The organism is Bacillus safensis FO-36b (genome assembly GCF_000691165.1).
Taxonomy (GTDB): domain Bacteria; phylum Bacillota; class Bacilli; order Bacillales; family Bacillaceae; genus Bacillus; species Bacillus safensis.
Window position 1 is genome coordinate 383,735 of the sequence record NZ_ASJD01000002.1, and the last position, 17,949, is coordinate 401,683.

General features: G+C 41.9%; 21 protein-coding genes. 1 reads left to right on the forward strand and 20 read right to left on the reverse strand.

The window, feature by feature from the left end:
- Positions 1–61 precede the first annotated feature (61 nt).
- From atpA to prfA, 18 genes are all read right to left on the reverse strand, one after another.
- Entirely contained in the window at positions 62–1,570 is a 1,509-nt protein-coding gene (atpA, locus tag BA81_RS06340; RefSeq protein ID WP_034281219.1) for a F0F1 ATP synthase subunit alpha, read from the reverse strand.
- A 16-nt stretch (positions 1,571–1,586) separates the two neighbouring features.
- Positions 1,587–2,132 (reverse strand): F0F1 ATP synthase subunit delta, encoded by a 546-nt coding sequence (locus BA81_RS06345; protein WP_024426340.1) that lies wholly within the window; start codon positions 2,130–2,132, stop codon positions 1,587–1,589.
- Positions 2,129–2,650: a F0F1 ATP synthase subunit B gene (gene atpF / locus BA81_RS06350; protein ID WP_034281220.1), complete on the reverse strand. Its 522-nt coding sequence runs from the start codon at positions 2,648–2,650 to the stop codon at positions 2,129–2,131. Before atpF ends, BA81_RS06345 begins: the two co-directional genes overlap by 4 nt.
- Positions 2,651–2,770: 120 nt before the next feature.
- Entirely contained in the window at positions 2,771–2,983 is a 213-nt protein-coding gene (gene atpE, locus BA81_RS06355) for a F0F1 ATP synthase subunit C (protein WP_003214968.1), read from the reverse strand.
- A gap of 48 nt (positions 2,984–3,031) precedes the next feature.
- A complete protein-coding gene (atpB, locus tag BA81_RS06360) occupies positions 3,032–3,766 on the reverse strand; it encodes a F0F1 ATP synthase subunit A (RefSeq protein ID WP_024423730.1) in 735 nt (244 codons plus the stop codon).
- 7 nt (positions 3,767–3,773) lie between these two features.
- Entirely contained in the window at positions 3,774–4,157 is a 384-nt protein-coding gene (locus BA81_RS06365) for an ATP synthase subunit I (RefSeq protein WP_024423731.1), read from the reverse strand.
- Between the two features lie 497 nt (positions 4,158–4,654).
- Positions 4,655–5,284, reverse strand: a complete 630-nt coding sequence (gene upp, locus BA81_RS06370) for a uracil phosphoribosyltransferase (protein WP_003214553.1) — start codon at positions 5,282–5,284, stop codon at positions 4,655–4,657.
- A 147-nt stretch (positions 5,285–5,431) separates the two neighbouring features.
- Positions 5,432–6,679 (reverse strand): serine hydroxymethyltransferase, encoded by a 1,248-nt coding sequence (glyA, locus tag BA81_RS06375; protein WP_034281450.1) that lies wholly within the window; start codon positions 6,677–6,679, stop codon positions 5,432–5,434.
- Between the two features lie 177 nt (positions 6,680–6,856).
- On the reverse strand, positions 6,857–7,396 hold the full coding sequence (locus BA81_RS06380) for a TIGR01440 family protein (RefSeq protein ID WP_034281221.1): 540 nt from the start codon (positions 7,394–7,396) through the stop codon (positions 6,857–6,859).
- 12 nt (positions 7,397–7,408) lie between these two features.
- A complete protein-coding gene (gene rpiB / locus BA81_RS06385; protein ID WP_003214714.1) occupies positions 7,409–7,858 on the reverse strand; it encodes a ribose 5-phosphate isomerase B in 450 nt (149 codons plus the stop codon).
- Between the two features lie 133 nt (positions 7,859–7,991).
- A complete protein-coding gene (locus tag BA81_RS06390) occupies positions 7,992–8,450 on the reverse strand; it encodes a low molecular weight protein arginine phosphatase (protein WP_024423734.1) in 459 nt (152 codons plus the stop codon).
- Positions 8,451–8,513: 63 nt separating this feature from the next.
- Positions 8,514–9,068, reverse strand: coding sequence for a manganese efflux pump MntP (locus BA81_RS06395; protein WP_024423735.1), 555 nt, complete (start codon positions 9,066–9,068; stop codon positions 8,514–8,516).
- A gap of 60 nt (positions 9,069–9,128) precedes the next feature.
- Positions 9,129–10,181, reverse strand: a complete 1,053-nt coding sequence (locus BA81_RS06400) for an L-threonylcarbamoyladenylate synthase (protein WP_080701170.1) — start codon at positions 10,179–10,181, stop codon at positions 9,129–9,131.
- Between the two features lie 162 nt (positions 10,182–10,343).
- Entirely contained in the window at positions 10,344–10,787 is a 444-nt protein-coding gene (locus BA81_RS06405; RefSeq protein WP_034281223.1) for a GNAT family N-acetyltransferase, read from the reverse strand.
- Positions 10,788–10,850: 63 nt separating this feature from the next.
- Entirely contained in the window at positions 10,851–11,507 is a 657-nt protein-coding gene (spoIIR, locus tag BA81_RS06410; RefSeq protein WP_034281224.1) for a stage II sporulation protein R, read from the reverse strand.
- Between the two features lie 120 nt (positions 11,508–11,627).
- On the reverse strand, positions 11,628–12,107 hold the full coding sequence (locus tag BA81_RS06415) for a hypothetical protein (protein WP_034281451.1): 480 nt from the start codon (positions 12,105–12,107) through the stop codon (positions 11,628–11,630).
- Positions 12,108–12,248: 141 nt separating this feature from the next.
- Entirely contained in the window at positions 12,249–13,133 is an 885-nt protein-coding gene (gene prmC, locus BA81_RS06420) for a peptide chain release factor N(5)-glutamine methyltransferase (RefSeq protein WP_034281225.1), read from the reverse strand.
- Positions 13,123–14,190 (reverse strand): peptide chain release factor 1, encoded by a 1,068-nt coding sequence (prfA, locus tag BA81_RS06425; RefSeq protein WP_034281226.1) that lies wholly within the window; start codon positions 14,188–14,190, stop codon positions 13,123–13,125. The genes prmC and prfA overlap by 11 nt, the downstream gene beginning before the upstream one ends.
- 210 nt (positions 14,191–14,400) lie before the next feature.
- Here prfA and racA point away from each other — a divergent pair, with 210 nt between their 5' ends.
- Positions 14,401–14,949, forward strand: coding sequence for a chromosome-anchoring protein RacA (racA, locus tag BA81_RS06430; RefSeq protein ID WP_034281227.1), 549 nt, complete (start codon positions 14,401–14,403; stop codon positions 14,947–14,949).
- A gap of 35 nt (positions 14,950–14,984) precedes the next feature.
- Here the strand turns inward: racA and BA81_RS06435 are convergent, their stop codons facing one another.
- Both BA81_RS06435 and malS read right to left on the reverse strand, forming a co-directional pair.
- Positions 14,985–15,941 (reverse strand): AEC family transporter, encoded by a 957-nt coding sequence (locus tag BA81_RS06435; RefSeq protein WP_024423743.1) that lies wholly within the window; start codon positions 15,939–15,941, stop codon positions 14,985–14,987.
- A gap of 91 nt (positions 15,942–16,032) precedes the next feature.
- Positions 16,033–17,733, reverse strand: a complete 1,701-nt coding sequence (gene malS, locus BA81_RS06440) for an oxaloacetate-decarboxylating malate dehydrogenase (protein ID WP_034281228.1) — start codon at positions 17,731–17,733, stop codon at positions 16,033–16,035.
- Positions 17,734–17,949: the final 216 nt, after the last annotated feature.

Sequence of the window (17,949 nt, forward strand, 5' to 3'; positions counted from 1 at the left end):
CGTGTTCATTTACGTGAAAAGAGAGAAAAAGAGAATCTTTTTCTCTCGGAAAGATTACTAATTAGTTGCTTGGTGCAAACGTACGTTTAAAGCCTTCGATTGCTGTCTTCCACTCTTCATCAGCAGGCATATTTCCTGTTTGAGAGATTGTGTCAAACAAGCCTTTATGGTTTTCTTCAATGTACAAGAATAACTCAGCTTCAAAACGTTTAACATCAGCAATGGCTACATCGTCTAAATATCCTCTTGTTAGTGCGTAAAGAATCGCTACTTGTTTTTCAACTTTAAGCGGTTTGTTCAAGTCTTGTTTTAAGACTTCAACTGTTCTTGCACCACGGTTTAATTTCGCTTGAGTGGCTTGGTCTAGATCAGATCCAAACTGAGCGAATGCTTCAAGCTCACGATAAGAAGCAAGATCCAGACGAAGTGTACCTGCTACCTTTTTCATCGCTTTGATTTGTGCAGAACCACCTACACGGGATACAGACAATCCTGCGTTTACCGCTGGACGTACGCCTGAGAAGAAGAGGTCAGATTGTAAGAAAATCTGTCCATCTGTGATTGAAATAACGTTTGTTGGGATATATGCAGAGATATCGCCAGCCTGCGTTTCTACGAAAGGCAATGCTGTGATAGAACCGCCACCCTTTGCGTCACTAAGCTTCGCTGCACGTTCTAATAAACGAGAGTGAAGATAGAAAACATCACCAGGGAATGCCTCACGACCTGGAGGACGACGAAGCAATAATGAAAGCTCACGGTAAGCTGCCGCTTGTTTAGAAAGGTCATCATAGACAACAAGTACATGCTTGCCGTTATACATGAATTCCTCACCCATCGTTACACCTGCATAAGGAGCAAGGTAAAGAAGTGGAGCTGGCTGTGATGCAGAAGCTGTGACAACGATTGTGTAGTCAAGCGCACCATGCTTACGAAGTGTTTCAACAACACCACGAACCGTAGATTCTTTTTGTCCGATCGCTACATAAATACAGATCATGTCTTGATCTTTTTGGTTTAGAATCGTATCGATTGCAACAGATGTTTTACCTGTTTGACGGTCACCAATGATCAATTCACGCTGTCCGCGGCCGATTGGAATCAAGGCATCAATTGCTTTAATTCCTGTTTGAAGCGGCTCATGTACAGATTTACGATCCATAACGCCAGGTGCTTCACTTTCGATTGGACGTGTTTTGCTTGTTAAGATTGGACCTAGTCCATCAACAGGCTGACCAAGCGGGTTCACAATACGTCCGATTAACTCTTCACCTACTGGAACCTCCATGATACGACCTGTACGTTTTACGTCGTCACCTTCGCGGATATCTTTGTAAGGTCCTAAAATAACGATACCTACGTTAGACTCCTCAAGGTTTTGAGCCATACCCATTACACCGTTAGAGAACTCAACCAGCTCTCCTGCCATAATGTTGTCAAGGCCATGTACACGCGCGATACCGTCCCCTACTTGAATGACTGTACCGACATCTTTTACTTCAATTTCTGATTGATAGTTTTGGATTTGCTGCTTTATCAGCGCGCTAATCTCTTCAGCTTTGATACTCACTAAGGTTTCACCCCTTCTAACGATTTTCGCCTGCAAGCTGACGTTCAATGCGGGAAAGCTTTCCGCTGACACTGCCGTCATAAATGCGGTTTCCGATACGGATTTTCACTCCGCCTATTAGATCCTTGTCAATCACATTTTCAACACGTAGTGATGTGACTCCGGCTTTTTTGGCAAATACTTCAGATAAAGATTGAATTTCAGCACCGCTCAGCGGTTTCACTGAATACACGACCGCATCGTCTATTTGTTTCGTGCGGTTTGCAAGTTTCACAAACTCCGACGTCATTTCAGAGAAAATATTCGTGCGTCCGCGGTCAATCAGTAAATACATTGTGTGCAATACATAAGTAGAAACACCTTTGAAAGCTTCTGCAATCAACTGTTTCTTTTTGTCTGCCGTAATCTTTGGATGAACAAGGAAGTCATTGAGTTCTTGATCAGCCTTTAGAACTTTTTTGATCTCATTCAGCTCTTTTTCAGTTTCGTCTACTGCCGAAGAAGCAAGAACGATGTCAAAAAGAGCAGAAGCGTAACGCTTAGAGACAATAGTTACGCTCATCGGCTTTCGCCTGCCTCTTTAAGGTACTCTTGAATCAATTTCTCTTGTGCCTGCTCATCAAGTTCTTTTTCAATCACTTTAGATGCAATCAGCACAGATAGTGATGCAACCTGCTCACGCAGTGCAGCCACAGCTTGTTCTTTTTCTTTCACGATTTCAGTTCTAGCAGACTCTTTCAAGCGCTCTGATTCTTGACGTGCTGCTTGAATGATCTCTTCTTTTTGTTTCTCACCAATCTTTTTCGCATTTTCGATGAGTGTATGTGATTCTTCGCGTGCTTCTTTCAATAAGACACGTTGTTCTTCAAGAAGCTTTTCAGCTTGAACGTGCTTTTCTTCAGCACTTGAAATTTCATTTCCTATATAATCTTCACGCTGTTTCATAATCCCTAATAAAGGCTTAAGCGCAAATTTCTTTAAAAGTGCAAGCAAGATGAGCATAGCGATAAGCTGGAATAACATATCACCGGCGTTGAAGCTTAAGCCCCCTGCTCCTAAAACCACTGGTAACTGAGACATTTAGTACGGCAACTCCCTTCTTTAAATAATATGTTAAGAAACAAAACATAAAGGAATGGCGAAGTTTCGAACTAATCTGATCTTCGCCATTAAAATTCATATTAGAACGCTTCTCACATATTAACCAAAGAATGCCAAGAATGCGATAACGACAGCGATAATTGGAAGTGCCTCAACTAAAGCGACCCCGATGAACATAAGTGTTCTTAGTTCTCTACCAGCTTCTGGCTGACGAGCGATTCCTTCAACTGTTTTAGATACGATTAGACCGTTACCAATACCTGCTCCTAGTGCTCCTAAACCGATTGCAATTGCTGCTGCTATTAAATTCATTAAAAAGCTCCTCCTTTAAAATAACGTCCTTTTTGGACTCTCAATTTTTTAGTGTTCATCGCTGACTTTATGGGAAATGTACACCATTGTCAGCATGGTGAAGATAAATGCCTGGATTGTTCCGACAAACAAACTGAATGCCTGCCATACAATCATCGGCACGATGGCACCTAATGTACCAACGATACCAAGCGCAATATTTTGCGTGTAGAAATTGGTCGCAAGTCCTGCAAGTAACCCAAGAAGAATCTCTCCAGCGAAAATATTTCCGTAAAGACGCAAACCAAGTGTTAGCGTGTTTGCAAATTCTTCAATGATTTTCAGCGGCACTAAATATGGGATTGGCTTGAAAAAGTCTTTCGTATATTCCTTGACTCCTTTTGCCTTGACACCGTAGAAGTGTGTAAGTCCCATGACCATAATTGCTAGTGTCATTGTGATTGCAGGATCAGCAGTTGGTGATTTCCACCACAAGTTGTGATCGACCGTAATCGAGAACGGCAGTCCAAGCATGTTTGAAACAAATATGTACATGAGTAATGTAACGCCAAGCGCTAGAAATGGGGCTCCTGTTTTCATGTCCATCGAACTACCTATGATATTTCGAACAAAATCAACGATCCATTCCATGAAGTTCTGCGCCTTAGTCGGACGAATAGACAGAACACGAGTAGTCAGCACCGCTATGAGAAGAACGATGATACTAGCAATCGTAATCATGAGAACATTGGATAAGTTGAACGTTAACCCTAAAAATTCTGTAGTTTTTGAACTGTGACCCAAAGAGTATTCACCTCTCTTCCATAGTAGAACGTTTAAGTTGAATGAAGGAATCTATCATAATGACAGGATATATTGTCATTAATCCTATAACAACACCTGCCAGATGAACTTCATTAGGGTAACGCCAAGCAATCGCTACTGCGAGAATCGCGTTGGCCCACCTGGCTGTACTTCCCATTGAACGAATGGATTTTCCTTTTTTAACCGCTCGATCAAAAGCGTGCATTCTCCGTATAAGTAGGAATAAATTAAAGAAAGCAAAAATTGTGCCGATAATGAAACCAAGAAACAGTGGTTTAAAACCAGGCATGGCATAGCCAAACACAAAAATTGCCAATAGATAGAACATGTATTTACTCTGTCTGCGGAAAATCGCGTTTGGATCGTTCATTCATCTGACTCCCGATGAAAAGTATTGTAAAAAAGGTGATAAATGGTGATGAAAACTGCGTAGAAGACGCTTATGATAAGCCGTCCTATTCGAAAAAAATCAATCACCCATCGGTCTAATTGCACAATCAGACTTGAAATCTTTAGATCTATGGGATGCTGCTTCATTCGTTGATACAAACCCTGATTATTAAAGGGTTCACAATGAGGATTAGTAGAGTGCTATAGGCTATGAAAACCTTACCATAATACCCTCGTTTAGCATACAATAGCGTCTATGATGTGTCAATCGGTTGAAAGTTAAAAAACTTTTCTATAGTGATAGAGCACACAAAATGTTCACAATTTCATCAAACTTTAGGAGAGATGTGACAATCATTGAAAAAAACAGCCAATGTTCAGTATACATTGATTTTTCTAAGAACGGTATCAACCGTTTGTCATATATTTCAAAAAGCCCACATGCACGTTTGCATGTGGGCTTTTATTAAGACTTTCTTATTTCGTTCCGTACATACGGTCACCAGCATCACCAAGACCTGGGATGATGTAACCTTTTTCGTTTAGTTTCTCATCTAATGCTGCAATGTAGATATCAACATCTGGATGATGCTTTTGCATTTCCTCTACACCTTCAGGGGCAGCAATCAGACACATAAAGCGAATGTTTTTCGCACCGCGTTTTTTCAAGCTGTTTAACGCTTCGACTGCAGAGCCGCCAGTTGCAAGCATTGGGTCTACTACGATAAATTCACGTTCTTCCACATCAGATGGAAGCTTCACATAATATTCAACAGGCTTTAATGTTTTCGGATCACGGTATAAACCAACATGTCCCACTTTAGCAGCTGGAATGAGTTTCAAAATCCCGTCTACCATTCCAAGACCTGCTCTTAAAATTGGCACAACACCGAGTTTCTTCCCTGAGATCACGTTTGATTTCGCTACTTGTACAGGTGTTTCTACATCTACCTCTTCAAGCGGTAAATCTCTTGTGATTTCAAATGCCATTAATGTTGCAACTTCATCCACTAGCTCTCTAAATTCTTTAGTTCCTGTATGAACGTCACGAATATATGTAAGTTTGTGCTGAATAAGCGGGTGATCAAATACATAAACCTTTGCCATTGCTTGCTACAACTCCTTTTCTGTCATCTTCCGGTGAACTTTGCACACTTCCTACAATTCTACATAAAAAGACATCATCTTTCAATATGATTCGCAAATCCTACAAAAAAAACCCACATGCCAAATATAGGCAAATGGGTCTGTTTTTTAATAATCTAATTCGTTATATAGAGGGAAACGGGCCGTAAGATCAGATACACGCTTTTTCGCCTCTTCTAATTTCGCTTCATCTTCATGATGTTTTAGCGCAAGTGCAATAATGGAACCGACTTCTTTCATCGCTTCTTGATCAAAACCGCGGCTTGTTACTGCTGCTGTACCTACACGTACACCACTTGTGACAAATGGTTTCTCTGGATCATAAGGAATTGCATTTTTGTTCACTGTAATACCGATTTCATCAAGAACGTTTTCTGCAATTTTTCCTGTGATGCCAAGAGAACGCAAGTCGATGAGAACAAGATGGTTATCTGTTCCGCCAGACACAAGCTGAATATCTTCAGATAAAAGAGTTTCAGCTAGTTGTTTTGCATTATCAATGACGTTTTGTGCATATGTTTTGAAATCTCCGTTCAATACTTCACCGAAAGAAACAGCTTTTGCAGAGATGACATGCATAAGTGGTCCACCTTGAATACCAGGGAAGATCGATTTGTCGATCTTTTTACCAAACTCTTCACGACATAGGATCATTCCGCCGCGAGGTCCGCGTAATGTTTTGTGAGTTGTCGTTGTCACAAAATCTGCGTAAGGAACTGGATTTGGATGAAGACCTGCTGCAACAAGACCAGCAATGTGAGCCATGTCGACCATAAAGTAAGCACCGACTTCATCAGCAATCTCACGGAACTTTTTGAAATCAATTTGACGTGGGTATGCACTTGCACCCGCAACGATAAGTTTCGGCTTATGTTCACGTGCTTTTTCAAGTACATCTTGATAGTCGATATGCTGAGTTTCTTTATCTACACCATATTCTACAAAGTTGTACTGTACACCACTAAAGTTTACAGGGCTTCCGTGTGTTAAATGCCCGCCATGTGATAAGTTCATGCCCAGTACTGTATCGCCATGCTCAAGAATTGTAAAGTATACGGCCATGTTCGCTTGAGCACCTGAGTGAGGCTGTACGTTCACATACTCAGCGCCAAAAATTTCTTTTGCGCGGTCACGTGCGATATCTTCCACAACGTCTACATGTTCACAGCCGCCATAGTAGCGTTTACCAGGATAGCCCTCAGCGTATTTGTTTGTTAATACAGAGCCCTGTGCTTCCATGACTGCTTCGCTTACGAAGTTTTCTGATGCAATTAATTCGATTTTGTCCTGCTGGCGTTTCCGCTCTAGTTGAATTGCTTTGAATACTTGTGCGTCTTGCTCAGGTAAATGTTTCATCAGCGAAATCCTCTCCAATCTATTTCCATTCGATGTTTTCACCATCTCATTGTACACGGTTTTTGAGTAAAATGTAAAAGTTTTTTTTGGAAAATCGACTTCTTTTTTATGAAAACCCGAATATTCAAGTGGTAAAGCGTCTTCATCATTCAACATTATATTAGAAATATATCGAAGCTATGATCTTGTATAAACGGCTCGTTCTCCGCCAATCAGCTTCGGACGCGTTTTCGCAAAAGTCACATGTGCATGTCCTAATCGATGACGACTGAGGCGGACAGGTACAGCAACTCTCTTTAAGTGCATCCCAATTAACGTATCGCCAATATCAATTCCAGCATGTGCCTCAATGCATTCGACTAATACAGGATGTTCCATTTGCTGATACGCATGAGCCGCCATCGAACCACCCGCCTTGCGGACAGGTACTGCAGCTACGATCTCCAGGTTAAAACGGAAAGCCGCTTCTTCTTCAACAACAAGGGCACGATTTAGATGTTCACAGCATTGAAAGGCGAGCTCGATGCCGGTCTCTCGTCTTAACTGATCCAATTCTTGATAGATAGAGGCAGCAATTTGCTCACTTCCTGCAGTACCAATATGCTCACCAGCCACTTCTGACGTACTGCAGCCAATGACTAAGATTTGCCCGGCACGCAATTCAACTGTTTGATGAAACTCTTTTAACATTTCAAGCCAATCTTGACCAATGTTCATGTTAAGCGCTCCTTATAGGTGCTTTTCTTCGTAATCAGCAATTTTGCCAATCCGCACAGCATGGCGTCCTGCTGTAAACTCTGTCGTCAGCCAAATGTGCGCAATCTCACGTGCTAATCCTGGCCCAATCACTCGCTCTCCCATCGCAAGAACGTTCGTATCATTATGTTCTCTCGTTGCTTTCGCACTAAATGTATCATGAGCCAATGCACAGCGAATTCCTTTTACTTTATTTGCTGAGATGCTCATGCCGATGCCTGTCCCACAAATTAAAATGCCGCGGTCGACTTCTCCGTTTGCCACCATATTGGCTACAGGGAAAGCATAATCTGGGTAGTCTACAGAACCTGATCCGCATTCACAACCCATATCAATGTATTCAATCTTCAATTCATCCATCAGTTGTTTGATTTCTTCACGAATATTCGTTCCGCCGTGATCGGATGCAATGGCTACTTTCATCGGGCAATTCCTCCTAAGGGTGAGTTGATCTGTTATGTCTTACATTCATTCTTTATTTACAGTTATATTTTAACCTCTGCCTAGTGATTTGCAAACAATAGCAGAAAAACCGTTGAGGCAACGGTTTTACAGGTTATCTATTATGATGATCTTTTTTCAGCTTCTCAGCAAGCTGATACAGTAAGGCTTCTAGTTCATCTCGTGTTTCCTGATAAACAGAAAGACTTCCTCCAAACGGATCGGATACATCGCCTTCTGTTCCTGTCGCAAATTCCTTTAAAGTGAAGACCTTGCCTTTTGCATGCGCATATTGCTCTGCAATCAACTGTTTATGCTGCATCGTCATCGTGAAGACGTAATGAGCTTCGCGCAGAAGATCCTCTGTCAATTTTGATGATGAGTGATTTAGTGGAATGCTTTTCTCAAATAATGCTTCGATCGCTTGAGGAGAAGCCTTCCCTTCATCGGAGGCAAAAATGCCCGCTGATTTTACAGTGACCTCTAAACCTTTTTCATCTGCAATTGAAGCAAAAAGGGCTTGAGCCATTGGACTTCTGCATGTATTTCCCGTACAAACAAATAAGATTTTCATCTTTCGCCCTCCTTTTCTTCTATTATATAGCATTTCATTCTACATGTTATGTAAGGAGATTGGCTAGAGCGGAAATAATAATTTGATACCAAAGGCTAGTAAAATGATTCCGCCAAGCGCGCCGCTATATGAGCCAACCCATGACCGAACCTGTTTACCGAGTAATAATCCGAGCCATGTGAGGAGCATACTAAAAAAACCAAACAATAATATAGTCATCCACACCTGGGAACCGTAAATCCCAAGACTTAAACCAACGGAGAAGCTGTCTAGGCTTACACTTGTAGCAAAAAGAACGAGACCAGCCCCAACAGGTGCGATAAAGGGCTTATCCTCTTTGCGGATAGAAGCAACAATCATTTGCAGTCCCAGCACCAAAAGCAGCGCCCCGCCGATATAGGTGGCAAGTAGACCGAGCCATCCGGATAAGAGCTGACCTGTCAGCATGCCAAAAAGCGGCATAAACATATGAAATATCCCAATGACAAGTCCAATATAAATGATCTGGCGGAACCTCAGCTGAATCATCCCCATACCAAGTCCAACCGAAAAAGCATCCATCCCAAGTGCAAAAGCCATGATGCTGAGTGTCAGCAATTCGCCAGCTAGTTCGTTCATGTAAATCCCCCTTGGACACACATTCTCCTTTAACCTATGTTTGTCCAAGAAAGGTTAGAACTATTGGAACGAAGGGAGTGTACGCCCTCCTGCGGCTTTTTGCAGACGGTTCATAATGGCAGAACCAACTCCCTGCTCTGAAAAGGCTTCTGAAATAATCAAGTCTACATCTGTTTCATCAAATTGTCTCAGTACACGATAGAGGTTTGCAGCAACCGTTTCAGATTTTTCTCTATATCCACAGCTGTACACAACATCTGCCGCAAACAGCGATTTCTTTTCTTCTGTTGTCAGCACTCCGACTTTTAGACCTTCAGCTTTGTATTTCTGAATGTGACGCTGCATTTCTTCATCACTTCCATGAAAGATATACATCTGGGCTTCAGGTGCATAATGTGTGTATTTCATTCCCGGCGATACAGGCGCTTCGTCCTTTTTTGTCAGCCCTGGGTCCACACTCACCGTCCCCACGACCTCTTCTAATGCTTCTTTTGTAATTCCGCCTGGTCTTAAAATCACTGGGGTCTCACCTGCACAGGATACAACCGTTGACTCAACGCCAATTCCAGTTGAACCGCCATCCACAATCCCAGCGATTCTCCCTTCGAGATCACTCGCTACATGGTCAGCTTGTGTTGGTGAAGGTTTTCCCGAACGATTGGCACTTGGTGCAGCAATTGGCAGACCAGCTGCTCGAATCAGCTCAAGCGCAATGGGATGGTCAGGCATTCTCACACCTACTGTGGATAAACCTGCTGTAACCTGCTTTGATAAAGTGCCCGGCTTACACGGAAGAACGATGGTTAAGGCGCCCGGCCAAAAGGCATCCATCAGCGCCTTCGCTTTTTCGCTTTCTATTTGTGCAAATTCGTGAAGCTGCTGAACCTCCGCAATGTGAACAATCAACGGATTATCACTCGGACGCCCTTTCGCTTCATAAATTTTCATAACGGCTTCTGTCTCTTTCGCATTTGCCCCGAGTCCGTAAACGGTCTCTGTCGGGAACGCAACCACTTCATTTTGCTGCAGCAGATCGGCCGCCTGTTTAATTTGTGGATAGTATGTGGATAAATCCTTTTCTACATCCACAGACCACCTTTTTGTATTTAACATCATACAAACTCCTTTTAAAAAAAGATAAAACTGTTGATATATCTCAATTATCCTTTTGAAAGTATAAAAGATGATGATCAATAAAACAAGCGTTGTCCACAATTTGTGGATAACGCTTGTTTAGTAGTGGATAAGTATGTGTATAAGTCCATCATTTTGTGATTAACTGCCTTTTTTTTGCAGGACCACAGCCTGTTCTTTCCCCAATGTCTCTTTTGCATGTGCTGAGCTCCATATGCTTTCTGGAATTTCCTCTAAAGGCGTAAAGCCCATTAATGCCAAAAAATCATGGGAAGAGGAATGGTTTGCGACGACATAAAAAGTATCCACACCCATTTTTTCACCGAGCGTTTGAACACTTTGGAACAAAGAGACAATGTGTCCCTGACCGAGCTTATCTGATATGACAAGAGACCGCAGCAATCCCTCTTGTTCATTGAGCTGTTCAAGACCTAAGCAGCCTGCCAGCTGACCATCCGCATCTTCCATCACTACAAATGCCGTTCGCTCCGCAAGCGTTACTCCGCCTTTTGCTTGTCCCTTTTCAAGAAAAGCATTGATCGCCGGGACATCTTGTTCTGTGGCTATTCTTAATTGATAATACATGCTTTCACCTCTTTTTGTTCTCTTACTTCAACTCTATGAGGCAAAAACCGATTTATACCTTTTTTAAGAGAAAAGACTAGAGACCCATTCAAACAAAAAGAACTTCACTTCACCTGTCTCTTCTTCCTCTTCTTTCACCACTTCATTAACAGACTCTTTCGTTTGCTGCGCTGTCACTTGTTTATCATCATCCCCTTCTGGTGAGGCGATGGCTTCTCCGTTTGAAAAATCGATAAAGCAGAGCGGCGGAAATAACACACACCACCAGTTGGCTCCGTCTCCTTCTCCAAGCGTAATTAAAATGGCTTCATATTTCCCAGCAGGGTAGACGAAATTTCCATAGAGCTTTGTTGGAAATGAAGCTTTTTGAAAACTGACCGATACGGATTGATCTATGTGCTGTTCCTTCAATTTCGCTTTGGTGATACGATTGATTTCTGGCAGCTTTGATCGAATGACACGTCTTGCTTCTTCAATGGATGTGAGGTCTTTGACCCACTCTGTCATACTCGCATTGACCTCGTCACGAATACTTCTTTTCACATCCTGATCCGCTGAACGATCACTATTTGCTAAAATGCGTAATCGAATCGCTTCATCTGGTATGACAACAGGCTGATTTGCAGAAGCAGCCGCTGTCTCCTCTCTGCCAAGATTTGCAAAAGCACCGCATAATAATAGAAACATATAAAGACAAATCATCGTTTTACTTTTCAACATTGTGTGTTCCCCCCACTTTTTCTCTTCGCTACAAACATTGTGTCCAGGAAACCCATCTCATAAACAGTCAACATGATTTTTTTAATAGATTATGAGTCAAAAACAAAAAAGCCGTTCTCATTAAGAACGACTTTTGAGTGAGGATTGGTAGTCAGAAGGGTATAGTCTCCCATCCCAATCTCGGCTGATTTTTAAACCAGATTCTGTTTTGATGACAGTCATGGCTCCTTTTTTCTCGATTTCTTTTTTGACTTTTCCTTTTTGATCGATAAATTGGATCACCATTTCATAGTTAAATTCAATTCTGTCATCGCTTTCATCTGAAGGCGTAAACGTAATTTTCTTCAGCTTGATTTGACAATCTTGATCCTTTGCCGCTTCTAATATGCTCGGGAACATGCTGTCTTGTGTATATTCTTGATATTCATGTTCGGTTAAATAAACCTTCAGCTTCTCTTTCATGTCAGATAGGTCATCCGTTCGATTCACTGTGTATTGTGCTTTTTTATAGCTTTCTCCAAATGCTGCTGCCTCTTTTTTAAAGCTCGGTTTACCACAAGCACTCACAATCAATAGTACACTGACGATGACCAACACCATCGCATACCTTTTGTTCACACCATTCGCTCCTTCAAAACAAATTTATGTAAAAAATCATGATCAGAATGTTCATTCTTCTATATATACGTTTCTCTTTTACCATAAGTTTCATCTTTACATAATAAAATAGTCCGGCTTTCTTCAGCCGGACTTTCCGTTTTGAATGTGTGCACAAACAGCTCGATCTTTTCCGTTAATATCTTTGACGATACAGACATCCGCTTTAGGAAATGCCTGCTCAAGAAGCGCTGTGACATCTTGACCTTGCGTATGTCCAATTTCAAAGACAACAACTGCCTGATCACTCAGCACGCTGGGAAGATCATGAACGAGGCGCTGATAAAACCACAAGCCATCACGTCCGTCTGTCAGCGCATTCACCGGCTCATGCTTTGTCACAACCTCAGACAAACTGTCCATTTCTTCCGCCGCAATGTAGGGTGGATTGGAAATAAATACGTCCACTTTCATGCCTTGAGCTATAACCGGTTCAAGCAAATCTCCATGTAAAAAATGAACGTCTGCACCGAGCGCTTGTTGATTCCGTTTTGCTACCGCAAGTGCTTCTTGCGAGATATCAGTCGCTGTGACAGATAGTGATTTTTTTTCAAGAGCCAGCGTAATCGCAATGGCCCCGCTTCCTGTGCCAACGTCAACTGCTTTGAGCGGCTGATCGGGCGGGAAAACGTCACCTACTAAATGGAGCGCCGCCAAAACAACTTCTTCCGTTTCAGGACGAGGGATGAGAACATGCTTGTTCACCTCGAAAGGACGTCCGTAAAAGAATTCAACTCCCGTTAAATGCTGAACAGGAACACCCGCCTTGTGCTGCGTCACAAATTTGCTGAACAGGTGATCTTGCTCCTCAGGCAGCGAATCATGAAAACGTGCAAGAAGCTCACTTCTGCTCCAGCCAAGTACATGCATCAAAAGAAGCTCTGCTGCATTTTGGTCTCTTCCAGCTTCCGTTAACAAAGAAGAAGCCCATTTAAGGGCTTCAAAAATTGTTCGCTCTTTATTTTGCATTTTGAAGCTTTCTTGCTTGGTCTTCCATAATTAATGCATCAATGACCTCGTCAAGTTTTCCTTCTAAAATTTGATCAAGCTTTTGAATCGTCAACCCGATACGGTGATCTGTTACACGGTTTTGCGGGAAGTTGTACGTACGGATACGCTCTGAACGATCCCCTGTTCCAACCGCAGATTTACGCGTTTGATCATATTCAGCCTGTGCTTCACGCTGGAATTTATCATAAATTCTCGCACGCAGTACTTTCATGGCTTTTTCTTTGTTTTTGATTTGCGACTTCTCATCCTGACAGGATACAACCACACCTGTTGGAAGGTGAGTTAATCGAACTGCAGACATGGTCGTATTGACACTTTGTCCGCCAGGTCCGCTAGATGTGAAAGTATCTACACGGATGTCTTTTTCATGGATATCAATTTCTACTTCTTCAGCCTCAGGCAATACAGCAACTGTCGCTGTTGATGTATGAATTCGTCCGCCTGATTCCGTTTCCGGAACACGCTGCACGCGGTGTGCGCCGTTTTCAAATTTCAGTTTGGAGTATGCGCCTTTCCCGCTGATCATAAAGATAATCTCTTTATAACCGCCTGTGCCTGTGACACTCGCTTCCATCACTTCCGTTTTCCAGCCTTGCATTTCAGCATAACGACTGTACATGCGGTAAAGGTTTCCGGCAAAAAGAGCAGCTTCTTCTCCACCCGCTGCACCACGAACCTCCACAATAACGTTTTTGTTGTCATTCGGATCTTTCGGGATCAGCAAGATTTTCAGCTCGTCTTCTAAACGTTCCGTTTCCTCTGTGAGCTCTGAAATTTCTTCTTTGACCATGTCGCGCATCTCGGCATCCAGCTTCTCTTCCAGCATTGCTTTCGCGTCATTCAGCTGGTCGTATGCCGCACGATATTGTCTATATACCTCAACAGTTTCTTGAATATCGGATTGCTCCTTTGAATATTCACGAAGCTTCGTAGGGTCGTTCACCACTTCAGGGTCACTTAAATATTCATTTAGCTTTTCATAGCGTTCTTCAATTGATTTTAAACGGTCTAACATGGTCTTCACCTCTGTTTTGTGCGTAACAGTCTAATTATAGTATAGCGGGGTATGACAGTCAAAAAAATTTCCAAAACAATTGATTTCCTGCAATTTTTCGCTAGAAAACACGATCTTTGGCGATTGGTTACTTGTTTTGTCTAACGTGAAGGAACAGGTCCTCCTTAAAGAGAATGGTACTTGTAATTGAAAAAAGGGAGGGCATTTGGTTTGAATACAAATGAGGTTGCAAAGGAAATTGGTGTTTCTTCAAAGACGATTCAGCGTTGGGTCAAACAGCTCAACATCCCTGTCGCCCGGAATGAACTTGGACATTATGAATTTCATGAAGACATTGTACAGCTGCTCAAAGAGGTCAAACACCAGATGAGTGAAGGTGTAATCCTCCAAGACATTCAACTGCCAATCCATAAGGAAACCGTCCGTCAATCAGCACCTGCTGCCCAAACTGATGTCTCCATACAACGGATTGAAGCATTAGAAAAACAGGTGAAAGAGCTTATTCAGCAGCAATTACACGTCAATGATGCAGAAGACCGCCTGCAAGAGCTTGAACGGAAATTGGCTAAAAAAGCAGATGAAGGTGTATCGTATCAGCTGCTTCAGCACCGCAGAGAAATTGAAGATTTATCCACTAAATTTGACCGCCTCACCGCAGCCTTGAAACAACCATCACAAGTAGAAGAAAAAAAGGAAATTGCACACCCTGACATCAAAAAAAAGCGTGTACTCTTCCCTCTGTTTCATTCATTTCGTTAAGAAAGGCTGCCTCGATAGGCAGCCTTTCTACTATATTATACGGTAAGTGCAATAATGATCGGTAATGTGATGAGTGACATGATGGCACTGATCACAAATGCGGATGCAGTTTCCGCCTCTTGTTTTTCAAATCGTGTTGCGATCATCGCTGCAACAGCTGAACCTGGGAAGGCAACAAGCAATACAGCTTTTGTAATTTCATCAGCCGAAAGACCCATAAGAACGGCAATAAAATACATAAGTAATGGTTGTACAGCTACTTTTAGCAATGCAATACTGAAGGCTGGCAAGCTTAATTTAATTTTTCGGATACCAACAGTGACACCGACTGCGAATAGCGCAACCCCTGATGTAACGCTGCCAATTTCCTCCAACATTTCATGTCCGATTGCAGGAAGTTTAAATCCTAAAAGAACAAGAATGATACTGGCTAACGGCGCAAGTGCAAGCGGCTCTGATAAACCGTGCAAAATTGCTTTTGTCGTCATTTTTAGGAAACTTTCGCCTTCTTTGGCTTTTCCTTTTGTTTTTTCACCGACAGTTGACACAATAATAGCAATTGGATCAAGCAATGCATTTACAACTATTCCGGTAATCGCAATCGGAATTGCGACTTCTTGAGCCCCAAATAAACTGCCCAATACCGGAATCCCCATAAATGCAAAGGTCGGTTGTGCTGAGTTTAATGAGAAAACAGAAGAATCTGTTAAATCATATTTAAAAGCAAATTTTGTAACTAAAAGGATAATGATATAAAAACCAACGATTCCGAAAATCAATGCAACGAAAAATGGAATTTGACTATAGAATTTATCTTTTGGTGTTGACAGAATACTGGCGATAAAGTGCGCTGGTAAAGCATACTTTGTAACAAGTGTACTTACACCTTTTGCAGATTTAGCGTCATAGCTGCCGAAGTTCCCTGCGAACCAACCCAGCGCGATAACGAAAAAAATCGGTGCTAGGAGGATCAAAATATTTAAAAAGTCCACCTTACTCTTCCTCCTTAAATCCTTTACGTGTTTCTTTTTTTATTGCGGCATTGCTTAAATTACCCGAAGCAATGCCGCGTTACACATTTTATTATGCTCTTACAATTTTTTTATATTCAGGAATCCACATTGCGTCTTTCACAGCTTGTTCGATGTTATCAGGTGTTCTTCTAGCGACACCATCTTTAATTGCTGCTTTCGCTACTTCAACAGCCACATGAATTGACACTTCTTGCAATTTATCAATACTTGGAAGAAGACCAGCACCTGGTTTCTCATGATCAACCATTTCAGCAATTGCATTCGCAGAAGCAACGAACATGCCTTTTGTGATGATTTTTGATTCTGTTACGATTGAACCAAGACCAAGTCCAGGGAAAACGAACGCATTGTTGGATTGTCCGATTTCATGTTCAATTCCGTTATACTCAACGTTTTCGAACGGGCTTCCTGTTGCAACAAGCGCACGGCCGTCAGTCCATTTGAATAGATCCTCTGGCACAGCTTCAGCAAGCGGTGTTGGGTTAGACATTGGCATGATCACTGGACGCTCTGTATGAGCTGCCATTTCTTTAATGATTTCTTCAGTGAATGCGCCGCCTTGACCTGATGTACCGATAAGGATCGTCGGCTTCACCCTGCGAACAGTTTCAGCAAATGAGATTTGTCCTTTTTCATCGCGTGCCCAGCCTTCTACTTCATCAGAAGTACGAAGGTATGGTTTTTGGAAATCAAGCACTTCATCTTCAAATTGATCTGTTAGCAATCCTCTGTAGTCTAATGTCCAGAATGCATTGTTTGCTTCTTCTTCTGTTAGACCTTCAAGAACCATTGTGTCACGCATTTGATCTGCAATTCCGATACCAGCTGATCCAGCTCCGAAGATGACAACACGGTGATCTTTCAATTCAGTACCAGTTTTCTTGACAGCTGCAAGAACACCCGCTAAAGTAATGGCACCAGTACCTTGAATATCATCGTTGAACGTTAAGATGTTATCGTTGTATTTTTTCATGATGTTACGCGCATTTTTGTTTCCAAGGTCTTCCCAGTGAAGCAATGCTTTCGGGAAGAATTTAAGTGCTGCTTTCACGTAAGCATCAATGAATTCTTCGTATTTTTCACCTTGTACACGTTTGTGATGGTTCCCGATGTATAATGGATCATTCAATAATTTTTCATTGTTTGTTCCAACATCTAATACAACTGGAATCACGCGGCTAGGATCAATACCTGCTGCAGCCGTGTAAACAGCTAATTTACCGATTGCGATATTGATACCACCAACACCCCAGTCACCAATTCCAAGAATACTCTCAGAGTCAGTTGCAACGATGAGGTCAATATCTCCAGCAGTTGCGTGCAAGTTTTCAAATGCTTTCTCGATTCCGTCAATATCGTCGATTGAAAGATAGACACCATGAGGTCTTCTGTATTCATGGCTGTATTCTTGAATCGCTTCACCAACAGTTGGTGTGTACACAACTGGAAGCATTTCACGAAGCTTTTCTGTTAGAAGCTTGTAGAACAATACTTCGTTACGGTTTTGCAAATCACTTAAGTATACGTTTTGACGAAGACGATCCGGCTGAGCTAGAAACTGCTTGTACGCTCTTTCTGCTTGCTGTTCTAAAGTTAGAACCGTTGGAGGTAGTAAGCCTTCTAGTCCAAGCTCTTGTCTTTCTTCTTCAGAGAAAGCAACGCCTTTGTTCAACGTTGGAATCGATAATACATCTTTACCTGTCAAAGTGGTTTCGAGGTACCCTTCTTTTGTTTTCTTCACGTTGTTCATCAAAAACTACCCTCTTTCTAAAATATAAATAAAGTGAACTATTAATCCAAAGAACGATTAAGGAGAAAAATCCTTAATCAAAAAAATTATGACAAGAAATCGAACTTTTCGTTTAAATGCTTTACACTACAGTTAGTCATTTTATGCCTGCTTATGACAAAACGCAAGCGTTGAAAATTAGATAATTTAATCGTAGTGTTATTTAATTTATTTAAG